Source organism: Saccharopolyspora sp. NPDC002578 (assembly GCF_053592695.1).
This window is the reverse complement of record NZ_JBSFWJ010000037.1, coordinates 52,018-64,334: the sequence shown is the minus strand read 5'-3', so window position 1 is coordinate 64,334 and position 12,317 is coordinate 52,018. Positions and strand designations below refer to the sequence as shown.

At 70.8% G+C, this 12,317-nt stretch carries 11 protein-coding genes; all 11 read left to right on the top strand.

The window, feature by feature from the left end:
• Nucleotides 1-340: 340 nt before the first annotated feature.
• The 11 genes from ACWD38_RS18520 to ACWD38_RS18470 all read left to right on the top strand — a co-directional run bounded on the left by ACWD38_RS18520 (nt 341) and on the right by ACWD38_RS18470 (nt 12,314).
• Nucleotides 341-1,096, top strand: a complete 756-nt coding sequence (locus tag ACWD38_RS18520; RefSeq protein ID WP_184481739.1) for a D-Ala-D-Ala carboxypeptidase family metallohydrolase — start codon at nt 341-343, stop codon at nt 1,094-1,096.
• Between the two features lie 229 nt (nt 1,097-1,325).
• Complete coding sequence (locus tag ACWD38_RS18515) at nt 1,326-2,513, top strand: CynX/NimT family MFS transporter (RefSeq protein WP_184485646.1); 1,188 nt, start codon at nt 1,326-1,328, stop codon at nt 2,511-2,513.
• 132 nt (nt 2,514-2,645) lie between these two features.
• Nucleotides 2,646-3,983 carry an ammonium transporter gene (locus ACWD38_RS18510; protein ID WP_184481737.1) on the top strand — a complete coding sequence of 446 codons (1,338 nt, stop codon included), beginning with the start codon at nt 2,646-2,648 and terminating at the stop codon, nt 3,981-3,983.
• The gene (locus ACWD38_RS18505) at nt 3,980-4,318 is read left to right on the top strand and encodes a P-II family nitrogen regulator (protein WP_184481735.1); all 339 of its coding nucleotides are present in this window, start codon (nt 3,980-3,982) and stop codon (nt 4,316-4,318) included. The genes ACWD38_RS18510 and ACWD38_RS18505 overlap by 4 nt, the downstream gene beginning before the upstream one ends.
• Nucleotides 4,319-4,823: 505 nt before the next feature.
• Entirely contained in the window at nt 4,824-5,408 is a 585-nt protein-coding gene (locus ACWD38_RS18500; RefSeq protein WP_184481733.1) for an AAA family ATPase, read from the top strand.
• Between the two features lie 322 nt (nt 5,409-5,730).
• Entirely contained in the window at nt 5,731-7,632 is a 1,902-nt protein-coding gene (locus tag ACWD38_RS18495; protein ID WP_221315912.1) for a DEAD/DEAH box helicase, read from the top strand.
• Between the two features lie 171 nt (nt 7,633-7,803).
• On the top strand, nt 7,804-9,375 hold the full coding sequence (gene ffh / locus ACWD38_RS18490) for a signal recognition particle protein (protein WP_184481731.1): 1,572 nt from the start codon (nt 7,804-7,806) through the stop codon (nt 9,373-9,375).
• A complete protein-coding gene (locus tag ACWD38_RS18485) occupies nt 9,372-10,448 on the top strand; it encodes an amidohydrolase family protein (RefSeq protein WP_184481729.1) in 1,077 nt (358 codons plus the stop codon). The genes ffh and ACWD38_RS18485 overlap by 4 nt, the downstream gene beginning before the upstream one ends.
• Before the next feature lie 167 nt (nt 10,449-10,615).
• Nucleotides 10,616-11,416: a CPBP family intramembrane glutamic endopeptidase gene (locus ACWD38_RS18480; RefSeq protein ID WP_343071541.1), complete on the top strand. Its 801-nt coding sequence runs from the start codon at nt 10,616-10,618 to the stop codon at nt 11,414-11,416.
• A 212-nt stretch (nt 11,417-11,628) separates the two neighbouring features.
• Nucleotides 11,629-12,078, top strand: a complete 450-nt coding sequence (rpsP, locus tag ACWD38_RS18475) for a 30S ribosomal protein S16 (protein WP_184481727.1) — start codon at nt 11,629-11,631, stop codon at nt 12,076-12,078.
• Entirely contained in the window at nt 12,075-12,314 is a 240-nt protein-coding gene (locus ACWD38_RS18470; RefSeq protein ID WP_184481725.1) for an RNA-binding protein, read from the top strand. The genes rpsP and ACWD38_RS18470 overlap by 4 nt, the downstream gene beginning before the upstream one ends.
• Nucleotides 12,315-12,317: the final 3 nt, after the last annotated feature.

The following is a 12,317-nucleotide window of genomic DNA, read 5'->3' as shown; positions in this document are numbered from 1 at the left end:
AACCTCAGCTGCTTCCTCGCTGCGGGATCTTTTTCCCGAGTGGCTCCGCCACGAGGGAAAAAGCTGTCCTCGCGAGGAAGCAGCTGAGAACCCGCCGGTGGTCTTCTTGCTTTGGTGGTCACTGCTCAGCGGCTTCGCCGCTGACAAGACGGTGATCAGGGGGTGCTGCTCGCATTCCGCTGCGCGGGTCCCGTGTGCCTTTCGCTCGTAGTGCCGTTCGGCGAACGGGTGGTGAGCAATTTGCGACATGTCTGTTCCGTCCGGTTGGTTCCGGACATGATCTGGCCGTTCTGACGAGGCCGCGGACCGGTTCCGCGGCACGTGCTGAAGGGGCGGATCAATGGGCGGAGAGCGGATCAGATCGGTGCTGGCGGCACCGGTGCGGCTGTGCGCTGCGGTGGCGGTCGCACTCCTGGTGGTGGCCGGGGTGTCGGCGGTGGCCGCGCCCGAGGCGGCGGCCTACTCGTGGACCCGGCAGCTGCAGGAGGGCGACAGCGGCGACGACGTCCAGGAGCTCCAGATCCGGGTGGCGGGCTGGGCGGCCGACGAGGCGTCGAAGACGAACGTGGCCGTGGACGGGCAGTTCGGTCCGGGTACGAAGGCGGCGGTGTCCCGCTTCCAGAGCGCCTACGGGCTGTCGGCGAGCGGTGTCGTGGACACGCCGACGCAGGACGCGTTGAACGCGCTGGAGGACTCCGACGGCTCCACCGCCCACTTCGACTTCGCCGAGTTCGAATCGAAGGACGGTGCCGGATTCGGCAGCGGCAACGTCGACGCGAGCACGGTCCAGGAGAACGTGCGGCGCTTGATGTACAAGCTCGAAGCGGTTCGCACCAAGGCCGGTGACGCCGCGATCACCGTCAACTCCGGGTTCCGCAGCCTCGCGCACAACGAGAGCGTCGGCGGCGTCCCCAACAGCCAGCACACCTACGGCATCGCCGCGGACGTCGTGATCAGCGGGCAGGGCGTCGGCGACACCATCGGGTACGCCCAGACCTCCGGTTTCTCCGGCATCATCCGCTACGACACGTTCACCCACGTCGACAGCCGCGCCGAGTACGACTACGGCGCGAGCTCCTGGTACTGGAGCGTGTGAGTTCCGGATCGGCCGGATCGCCACCTGATCCGGCCGATCTTCCGGAACCCGTCGGACGAGTCGATCGAAGGGGCACGGGCTCGGGCCGGTTCGCGTCGCCAGGCCCCTGGATTCGATCAACGATCCGGGACGAATGCTCATCCGGGAGGGATTCCGGCACGGGCCGGGTCCGGTGGCTCACCGGGCCGTCTGATCATCCCATGTATGTGGTCCACTGTCCGGCGTGGCTATGACGGGCGAGCGGGCGGAGCGGTTCGCGGTCGGCACGTTGGTGCTGGTCGTTCTGGTGGCGTTGGCGCTGCGGCCGCCGGTGACGGCCGTGGCGCCGGTGCTGGACCGGATCTTGGCGGACCTGGGGCTGTCCACCGCATTCGGCGGGGTGCTGACCACGCTCCCGGTGGTGTGCCTGGGAGTGTTCGCCTTCGTGGCGCCGCGGCTGCGGCAGCGCTTCGGCGACGAGCGGGTGCTGGTGGGCTGCCTCGTGGTGCTGCTGATCGGCAACCTGCTGCGCGCGGGCGGATCGGTGCAGGCGTTGCTGGGCGGCACCATCGTCGTCGGCGCGGGCATCGCGGTGGCCAACGTGGCGCTGCCCGGACTGATCAAGCGGGACTTCCCGAGCCGCGTGCCGGGCGTGACCGCGCTCTACACGATGTGCCTGACGCTCGGCGGCGCCACCGCGGCGAGCGCCGTCGTTCCGCTCGGCCGGGCGCTGGGCTCGGAGTGGCGCTGGCCGCTGGGGCTGCTGGCGGTTCCGGTGCTGCTGGCGCTGCTGCTGACCGCGTTCGCGCTGCGCGGGACGACGACCACCCAGCGCGCGATCAGCCCGGGGAAGCTGTGGCGCGATCCGCTGGCCTGGCAGGTCACCGTGTTCATGGGCTTGCAGTCGCTGATGGCCTACGTCGTGTTCGGGTGGCTGCCCACGATGGCGCAGAGCCGCGGCCTGTCGCCGGAGAGCGCGGGCCTGGTGCTCGGCGTGCAGGCCGCGGTGCAGGCCGTCGGCTCGCTGACGGTGCCGCTGCTGTGCCGGCGGTTCCGGGATCAGCGGTGGGTCGCGGTGAGCGTCGCGGTGCTGACCGCGGCCGGGTTCGCCGGGGTGCTGCACGCGCCGGGCGCGGCCGGGATCTGGGCGGCGACGGTGCTGCTGGGCTTGGCGCAGGGCGCGTCGTTCGGGCTCGCGCTGACCTTGTTCGGGTTGCGCGCGCCGGACAGCGAGACCACCGCGGCGCTGTCGGGGATGGCGCAGGGCGCCGGATACCTCATCGCCGCGCTCGGACCGCTGGCCATCGGGCTGCTGCACGGCGCCACCGGCGGCTGGGCGATTCCGCTGGCCCTGCTGGTGGTGTGCTGCGCCGCGGAAGCCGCGGCGGGCGCCGGTGCGGGCCGGGCGCGCACGGTGCCGTCGGTGGTGGGCTCGTAACACCCCGGTGACCGCAGAACCCCGCCGTAACACGCAGACCCGAACAGTTCACGACGGCGAAACGAACGAACGGATCGCCTGAAACAGGCATTTCCCAGGATGCGGCCAACACGGTTCGCACGGGGAGGCAACGTGAATTCAGGCGATACCGCATGGGTGCTGATCAGCGCCGCACTGGTGCTGCTCATGACGCCAGGGCTGGCTTTCTTCTACGGCGGCATGGTGCGTGCGCGCGGCGTGCTCAACATGATCATGATGAGCCTCGGCAGCATCGGGGTCGTCGGGGTCCTGTGGGTGCTGTTCGGGTACTCGACCGCCTTCGGCACGGACCTCGGCGGTCTCGGACTGCTGGGCGACCCCACCGAGTTCTTCGGGCTCGGCCAGCTGCTCGGTGAGGACCAGCTCTCCGGCACCATCCCGACCTTGGCGTTCGTCGGGTTCCAGGCGATGTTCGCGATCCTGACGGTCGCGCTCATCTCCGGCGCCATCGCCGACCGGGCCCGCTTCGGCCCGTGGCTGCTGTTCGCCGCGCTGTGGGCCACCGTCGTGTACTTCCCGGTCGCGCACTGGGTGTTCGCGTTCGACGAGACCGACGACGCGGGCAACGTGACCGCCGTCGGCGGCTGGATCGCCAACCGGCTCGCCGCCGTCGACTTCGCCGGGGGCACCGCGGTGCACATCAACGCCGGTGCCGCCGCGCTCGCGCTGGCGCTGGTGCTCGGCAAGCGCGCCCGCTGGCCGAAGGAGACCGGCAAGCCGCACAACCTGCCGTTCGTCGTCCTCGGCGCCGGTCTGCTGTGGTTCGGCTGGTTCGGCTTCAACGCCGGTTCCGCGCTCGCCGCGGACAACTCCGCGGCCGTGGTGCTGGTCAACACGCTCGTGGCGACCAGCGCGGCGATGCTCGGCTGGCTGTTCGTGGAGCGGCTGCGCGACGGGCACGCCACCACGCTCGGCGCCGCTTCGGGCATCATCGCCGGGCTGGTCGCGATCACCCCGGCCTGCTCGTCGGTGACGCCGCTGGGCGCCATCGCCGTCGGCGCCATCACCGGTGCGGTCTGCGCGCTGGCGCTGAGCCTCAAGTACAAGCTCGGCTACGACGACTCGCTCGACGTCGTCGGCGTGCACCTCGTCGGCGGTCTCGTCGGCACCCTGCTGGTCGGGTTCTTCGCCTCCGAGGCGGCGCCCGCCGGGGTCAACGGGCTGTTCTACGGCGGCGGATTCGACCAGCTGTGGCGCCAGGCCGTGGGCGCGGTCGCGGTGTTCGCCTACTCGTTCGTGCTCAGCCTCGTGCTTGCCTGGATCGTCAAGGCCGTCGTCGGCTTCCGGGCGACGCCGGAGAACGAGGCCGAAGGCATCGACGAGACCGAGCACGCCGAATCCGCCTACCACTTCGGCGACGGCCGCTCCGCCCGCCGTCCGGCCGTCCGCGCCGACGACGCCGATCGCAAGCTGGAGGGCAGCAACGCATGAAGCTGGTGACCGCGATCATCCAGCCCAGCAAGCTGGACGAGTTGAAGGACAAGCTGGGCCGGCTCGGCGTGCTGGGCATGACCGTCAGCGACGCGCAGGGCTACGGCAGGCAGAAGGGCCACACCGAGGTCTACCGCGGGGCCGAGTACGCGGTGGACTTCGTGGAGAAGGCCCGCGTCGAGGTGCTCGTGGACGACGCGATCGTCGAGCAGGTCGTCGACGGCATCGTCACCGCGACCCGCACCGGCAAGGTCGGTGACGGCAAGGTCTGGGTGAGCACCGTCGACTCCGTGGTCCGGGTGCGGACCGGAGAGACGGGCGTCGAAGCGATCTGACGCGACGCCGACGACGAAGCCGGGCGCGGGCCACCAGGTCCGCGCCCGGCTTCGTCGTGTCCGGGCCCGGATGCGTATCTCTACTCAGCCGCACTCACGGGGGTTCACGGTCTTGCCGAGCCGTCGATCGCGGCAGACTTCAGCCCGTGCCGAGGCGAACGAAGATCCCGGGCCGCGAGGCCCGCCCGCCGCACGGGGAGGGATCCGGGGTAACCGCATTTCGGCGCGGGCCAGGGGAATCCGGGAGAAGGGGACCCGGGGCCTGAAGCCTGGGGGAGTGGGCCCGGAGAGCACGGGTCCGGGACGTTGGGGGAAGAGGGAAAAGGGAGGAACTCCGGGGGAGCCGGTGGGGGCCGGGGGCGCCGGAGTTCCAAGGGGGATGGGGATAGAGGGGGCTGGGGGATCTGGGGTGGCTCGTACGAGGGGGCGGGCCACCCCAGATCTGTTCTCCGGCGATCACCCGCGCGCCCGGGCCAAGATCCGCTTCGCGTAACCTGGCCACGTCGTGGACATTTCGGACGAGTCCGCCGCGTCCGGCGGGCCAATTCCCACTTTGCGCACCCCGCGCCGCACCCTGGTGGTCCTGGCCGGGCTTCCCGGCGCGGGCAAGAGCACCCTGCTGCACAAGCTGATCGCCCCGCCGGGAACCGTCGTGCTCGACTCCGAGCAGGTCCGCGCCCGGCTCAAGGAGCTGCTGCCCGCCGCGGTCCCGTACCGCTGGTACCGGCCCCTGGTGCACGCCTTGCACCGCACCCGCATCGCCTGGTTCTGCCTGCGCGCCGACGGCAGGGTGATCGCCCACGAGCCGTCCACCCGCGCCACGACCCGCCTGATGATGGTGCTGTTCGCGCTGATCAGCGGCAGGCGTCGGGTCCTGGTGTGGCTGCACGTCGGTCCGGAGGAGGCGCTCGCCGGGCAGCACGCCCGCGGCAGGCTCATCCGCAGCCGCTCGTTCCAGCTGCACGTGCACCGCGCGTACCGGGTGCATCGCGCGCTGCTGTCCGGGCGGGCGCCGCGCGGCTGGCAGGACGTGCGCCTGTTCACCCGGAACGACCTGGCCGCAGGCCTGCGGGTGACCGGCCGCAGGTGAGATTCGTCCCGATGCCACGGGTGGGTTCGCCGTGGCGAACAGGTGATCGCTACCCTTGGACGACGACGCGGGGGAAAATTCCACCGCGTCTGGCTGAGACAGCGAGCTGCGAGTGACTGGCAACAGTGTGTGTGCGTGCCAGGTGTGCGCGGCTTGTACATGCGCGAGCAGCACCGCGCGTCTGCCCTGAGAGACGGCGACGGCGCGGAGCTGTGTTCGGACCTGACTGTTGCGATCGCCGCGTGCAGTGGACGTCGGTGCAGGGCCGTGACGCATCCCGGTTCAGCCCTGACGACCACTAACGAGGAGATCCGCTACACCCATGCCCCAAATCGATCACGCAGTTTCCGGACAGGTCCTGACCGGCGACGCGAGCACCGAGCTGCCCGCCGAACTGACCGCCGACGCGGCCGCCGCATCGGTCGACTCCGTCGAGTCCGCGCTGTCCGAGCAGGCCGCCGCGACGGACCCCGAGGCTCCCGCCGAGCCGAGCGGTTTCGACGCGCTCGCCATCGACCCGCTGGTGCGCAAGGTCGTCGCCGAGCTCGGCTACGAAACCCCCTCGCCGATCCAGGCGCAGACCATCCCGCCGCTGCTCGAAGGCCGCGACGTGATGGGCCTGGCGCAGACCGGCACCGGCAAGACCGCCGCGTTCGCGCTGCCCATCCTCAGCAACATCGACCTCAACGGCTCCGGCCCGCAGGCCCTGGTGCTCGCCCCGACCCGCGAACTGGCCATCCAGGTCGCCGAGGCGTTCCAGCGCTACGCCAAGCACCTGCCCGGCTTCAACGTGCTGCCGATCTACGGCGGCCAGAGCTACGGCCCGCAGCTCGCCGGCCTCAAGCGCGGCGCGCACGTCGTCGTCGGCACCCCCGGCCGGCTCATCGACCACCTCGACAAGGGTTCGCTGAACCTGCGCCACCTCAAGCACCTGGTGCTCGACGAGGCCGACGAGATGCTGCGGATGGGCTTCATCGAGGACGTCGAGCGCATCCTTCAGTCCGTGCCCGAGCAGCGGCAGGTCGCGCTGTTCTCCGCGACCATGCCCGGCGCGATTCGCAAGATCAGCCAGTCGTACCTGCGCGACCCGGTGGAGATCTCGGTCAAGACCAAGACCTCCACGGCCACCAACATCACCCAGAAGTACGTGCCGGTGCGCGGCCCGTACAAGCTGGACGCGCTCACCCGCATCCTCGAAGTCCAGAGCTTCGACGCGATGATCGTGTTCGCCCGCACCAAGCAGATCACCGAGGAACTCGCCGAGAAGCTCAAGGCGCGCGGGTTCAACGCCTCGGCGATCAACGGCGACGTGCCGCAGGCGCAGCGCGAGCGCACCATCGGTCACCTGCGCGAAGGCCGCATCGACATCCTCGTGGCCACCGACGTGGCGGCGCGCGGGCTCGACGTCGAGCGCATCTCGCACGTGCTGAACTACGACATCCCGCACGACAGCGAGTCCTACGTGCACCGCATCGGCCGCACCGGCCGGGCCGGGCGCAGCGGCGAGGCGATCCTGTTCGTGTCCCCCCGGGAGCGCCACATGCTGCGCTCCATCGAGAAGGCCACCCGGCAGTCCATCGAGCAGATGGACCTGCCCAGCATCGACGACGTCAACGACCAGCGGCTCGCGCGGTTCGCCAAGGACATCACCGAGACGCTGGAAAAGGGCGGCCTGGAGCTGTTCCACAACCTGGTCCAGGAGTACGAGCGCACCCACGACGTGCCCGCCGCGGAGATCGCCGCCGCGCTGGCCGCGATGGTGCAGGGCGACCGCCCGCTGCTGCTGGAGCCGGAACCGCAGGACAACCGCCGCGGCGGCCGGGACGGCGGCTACGAGCCCGCCGGTTCGGACACCGACACCTACCGGGTCGAGGTCGGGCGCCGCAACCGCGTCACGCCGAGCGCTCTGGTCGGCGCGCTGGCCAACGAGGGCGGCCTGCACAGCAAGCACATCGGGCACATCGACATCCGGGCCGAGCACACGCTGATCGAGCTGCCCGCGAACCTGCCCGAGGACATGCTGCGCAAGCTCAGCAAGACCCAGGTCGCCGGTCGTGGTCTGCGGATCAGCCGGGCCGACGGCGAGGTGCTGGCGCGGCGCGGTCCGCGTCCGGGCCGGGACCGGGACAAGCCGCGTCCGCACCGCAAGGGCGGCCCGCGGTCCCCGCAGCAGGGCGGTCGCGCCGGCGGTTACGGCAAGCGTCCCAGCCGGGACCGCACCTGATGACGAGGGCGGCGCGGTCTCCTCGGGGAGGCCGCGCCGCCCGCTCTTTCGCACCGCGTTCGCCGCTCGGACGCGGGCACCTGCCCGGCGGTCGCCCCAGGCGCTTCCGGCGACGGTTACCCTCGACCAGGTACTCAGGTACATCATTCGACTCAGGAGCGGCGAGAACCCGTGTTCGACACCCTTAGCGACCGGCTCACCTCGGTTCTGCAGAACCTGCGCGGCAAGGGCCGGCTCTCGGACGCCGACATCGATGCCACCGCGCGCGAGATCCGCATCGCACTGCTGGAAGCCGACGTGGCGCTGCCGGTGGTGCGCGCGTTCATCGCGGGTGTCAAGGATCGCGCGAAGGGTGCCGAGGTCTCCGGCGCGCTCAACCCGGCGCAGCAGGTCATCAAGATCGTCAACGAGGAGCTCGTCGGCATCCTCGGCGGCGAGACCCGCCGGCTGGAGCACGCCAAGAACCCGCCCACGGTGATCCTGCTCGCCGGCCTCCAGGGCTCCGGCAAGACGACGCTGTCCGGCAAGCTCGCCAAGTGGCTCTCCGGCCAGGGGCACACCCCGATGCTGGTGGCCTGCGACCTGCAGCGCCCGAACGCCGTGACGCAGCTGCAGGTCGTCGGCGAGCGCGCGGGCGTGCCGGTGTTCGCGCCGGAACCGGGCAACGGCACCGGGGACCCGGTGGACGTCGCGCGGCGCAGCCTCGACGAGGCCAAGCGCGCCCAGCACGACGTGGTCATCGTCGACACCGCGGGCCGCCTCGGCGTGGACGAGGAGATGATGCGCCAGGCCGCGGACATCCGGGACGCCGTCAGCCCCGACGAGATCATGTTCGTCGTCGACGCGATGATCGGTCAGGACGCGGTCTCGACCGCAGAGGCCTTCCGCGACGGCGTCGGCTTCTCCGGCGTGGTGCTCACCAAGCTCGACGGCGACGCCCGCGGTGGCGCGGCCCTGTCGGTGCGGCACGTGACCGGTCAGCCGATCATGTTCGCCTCCAACGGGGAGAAGCTGGAGGACTTCGACGTCTTCCACCCGGACCGGATGGCGAGCCGGATCCTGGGCATGGGCGACATGCTCACCCTCATCGAGCAGGCCGAGCAGGCGTTCGACGCCGACCAGGCCGAGCAGGCCGCGCAGAAGCTCGGTTCCGGGCAGCTCACGCTGGAGGACTTCCTGGAGCAGATGCAGGCGGTCCGCCGGATGGGTCCGCTGCAGAACCTGCTGGGCATGCTGCCGGGCGCGAACCAGATGAAGGACCAGCTGGCCAACTTCGACGAGAAGCACCTGGACCGGCTGCAGGCCATCATCCGCGGCATGACGCCCGCCGAGCGGGACGACCCGAAGATCATCAACGGTTCTCGGCGGCAGCGCATCGCCAAGGGCTCCGGTGTCAACGTCAGCGACATCAACGACCTCGTGAACCGGTTCTTCGAGGCCCGCAAGATGATGCAGCAGATGGCGGGCCAGTTCGGCGGCTTCGGCGGCGGGGGCGGCACCAAGAAGGTCAAGAAGGGCAAGGGCAAGAACCGCAAGAAGGTCAAGGGCCCGACGCAGCCCAAGGGCATGCGCGGCATGCCCGGCGGTTTCCCCGGCATGCCGCCCGGCGGATTCCCCGGTGGCATGCCCGGCGGCATGCCCGGTGCCGGTCAGGACATGTCCCAGCTCGAAGGCGGGCTCAACGAACTCCCGCCGGGCTTCGACCCGTCCAAGCTGAACTTCGGCGGCAAGAAGAAGAAATGACCGCGCCGCTGCACGTGCGCGGTGTCCTGCTGCCCGACGGCGAACCCGGTGAGCTGTGGATCGCCGACGGCCGGATCAGCCGCACGCCGCTGCCCGGCGCGACCACCGTGTTCGACGGCGGCTACGTCGTGCCCGGACTCGTCGACGCGCACTGCCACGTCGGCATCGGCCCGGACGGGCCGGTGGACCTCGACGTGGCGGCGCGGCAGGCGGAGACCGACCGGGACGCGGGCACGCTGCTGCTGCGCGACTGCGGGGCGCCGATCGACACCAAGCCGCTGCAGCAGCGCGACGACCTGCCGCGCATCATCCGCGCGGGCAGGCACCTGGCGAAGCCGAAGCGCTACATCCCGTACCTCGCCGACCAGCTCGAACACGAATCGCAGCTGCCCGCCGCGGTGGCCGAACAGGCCGCCGACGGCGACGGCTGGGTGAAGCTCGTCGGGGACTGGATCGACCGGTCCACCGGCGACCTCGCCCCGCTGTGGAGCGACGAGATCCTGGTCGAGGCCATCGCCACCGCCCACGCGCACGGGGCGCGCGTCACGGCGCACGTGTTCGGGGAGGACGCGCTGCCCGGTCTGCTCGCGGCGGGCATCGACTGCATCGAGCACGGCACCGGCCTCACCGACGACACCGTCGAGATGATGTCCCGCCACGGCACCGCGCTGGTGCCGACGCTGGTGAACATCGAGAACTTTCCCGGATTCGCCGCCGCGGCGACGAAGTACCCGGATTACGCGAGCCACATGACCGCGCTCTACGAACGCGGCGACGCGACCGTCGGCAAGGCGATCGAAGCGGGCGTCCCGGTCTACGCCGGAACCGACGCCGGCGGCGGCATCGAGCACGGCGTGCTCGTCGACGAGATCCTCGCGCTGCACCGCGTCGGGATGTCGACCGAACAGGCGCTGGGCGCCGCGTCCTGGGCGGCCCGCGACTGGCTCGGGCATTCCTGCCTGCGGGACGGAGAAGCGGCGGACCTCGTCTGCTACGACTCCGATCCGCGCAAGGAACTCGCCGCGTTGCGCCATCCCCGGCGCATCGTCCTGAAGGGCGCCGTCGTCACCTGAACGACGGGGGCTTCCGCGTCCGAATTCGGATGTGGGGCGGCGAAAGCCGAAGGTAATCTGACGATTCCGCCGGGAAATCGGCGTGCTGGACAGCAGACCACGGCCGAGCGGTGGAGAACGGGACGCGCGCGTCCGGGCCACGCCGCCCGCCCGAGACGGAGGCGCCCGTGCAGGTACCGCAGCCCGAGCCCACCGAAGGCGTTCCCGCCGTCGGGGAGATCGCGGGAGGAACCGCCATCGCAACCCAGGTGCAGCCGCCACCCGCGGAATCCGACCACCGGTGGGGGTTCGGCGCGTTCTTCCTCGCGGAAGCCGTGTTCATCCTCGCGTCCGTCACGCTGGCGGCCCTGTTCGGAGATCCGGGGGAGAGCTCCTGGTTCACGGTGGCGCTCCCGCTGATGCTGATGGTGCCGACGCTGCTGTCCGCCGCGGTGGCCGTGGTGATCACCGTGGTGCGCGGCAACGGGCCGCGGCTCGACTTCGGGTTGCACTGGCGGTGGTCGGACGTCACGACGGGCTTCGGCATCGGCGCGATCGGCCTGCTCAGCACGACCGTCGCCTCGATGATCTGGATCCGCTGGGTGGGGCCGGAGAACGCCACCTCCACGGTGAGCACCCTGCTCGACGGGGTGCGGCTGCCGCCGCTGCTCGCGGTGCTGATCTTCCTGCACGTGTGGCTGATCGCCCCGGTGTGCGAGGAGATCCTCTACCGCGGCCTGCTGTGGGGCGCGATGGAACGGCTGCGCTGGAGCCGGATCAGCGCGTTCGTGCTCAGCACCGCGGTGTTCGCGATCGGGCACCTGGAACCCGAGCGGACCTGGCTGCTGCTGATCATCGCGATCCCGATCGGCGTCGCCCGGATGCGCACCGGCAGGCTCACCGCCAGCGTCGTCGCGCACCAGGTGAACAACTTCCTGCCCGCGCTGGGACTGCTGCTGATCTCGCTCGGCGTGGTGACGCCGACCTGAGCGCGCCGGGGCCGTTCGGCCGGAGCAGCCCGCGGCGGGTACCTCCTGCGAGGCCGAGCCGGGCATCTGGCAGAATAAACGCCTGTTCGCTGCGAGTCGGTCCCTCTCACCGTCCGCGGCCATCGACGTATGAGCCTTCCACTCCGTATGTCCCCACACGGCTTGGTTTGCTCACCCGAGCACGAACGAGAGTCTGAGGAGCACCAGCACCCGTGGCTGTGAAGATCAAGCTGGCGCGGATCGGTAAGATCCGGGAGCCGCACTACCGCATCATCGTCGCCGACTCGCGTACCCGCCGTAACGGCCGGGCGATCGAGACGATCGGTCAGTACCACCCCATGGAGAACCCCAGCCGCATCCTGGTCGACTCCGAGCGGGCGCAGTACTGGCTGGGTGTCGGCGCGCTGCCGACCGAGCCGGTGCAGGCGATCCTGGAGGTCACCGGCGACTGGCAGAAGCACAAGGGCCTGCCGGGCGCCGAGGGCACGCTGAAGGTCGCGGAGCCCAAGCCGAGCAAGCAGGAGCTGTTCGCCGCAGCTCTGGCCGCCGCCGGCGAGGACACCGTCGCCGACGCGACCACGCCGAAGAAGAAGGGCGGCAAGAAGGCCGACGCCGACGCGGCCGCCGCCGAAGAGCAGAAGTCCGAGGACGGCCAGGCGTGACGGTCCTCGCGGACGCGCTTGAACACCTGGTGCGCGGCATCGTCGACAACCCCGACGATGTCCGCGTCCAACTCCTCACCACCCGGCGCGGCCGCACCCTGGAAGTCCACGTGAACCCGGACGACCTGGGCAAGGTCATCGGCCGCGGTGGTCGCACGGCGACCTCGCTGCGCACGGTGATCTCCGGGATCGGCGGTCGTGGCATCCGGGTCGACGTGGTCGACACCGATCGATGAGGA

Excerpts from the sequence above, each read along its gene's own strand:
- ACWD38_RS18520 (WP_184481739.1), top strand. The coding sequence starts at position 341 with ATGGGCGGAGAGCGGATCAGATCGGTGCTGGCGGCACCGGTGCGGCTG.
- ACWD38_RS18515 (WP_184485646.1), top strand. The coding sequence starts at position 1,326 with ATGACGGGCGAGCGGGCGGAGCGGTTCGCGGTCGGCACGTTGGTGCTG.
- ACWD38_RS18505 (WP_184481735.1), top strand. The coding sequence starts at position 3,980 with ATGAAGCTGGTGACCGCGATCATCCAGCCCAGCAAGCTGGACGAGTTG.
- ACWD38_RS18495 (WP_221315912.1), top strand. The coding sequence starts at position 5,731 with ATGCCCCAAATCGATCACGCAGTTTCCGGACAGGTCCTGACCGGCGAC.
- ACWD38_RS18485 (WP_184481729.1), top strand. The coding sequence starts at position 9,372 with ATGACCGCGCCGCTGCACGTGCGCGGTGTCCTGCTGCCCGACGGCGAA.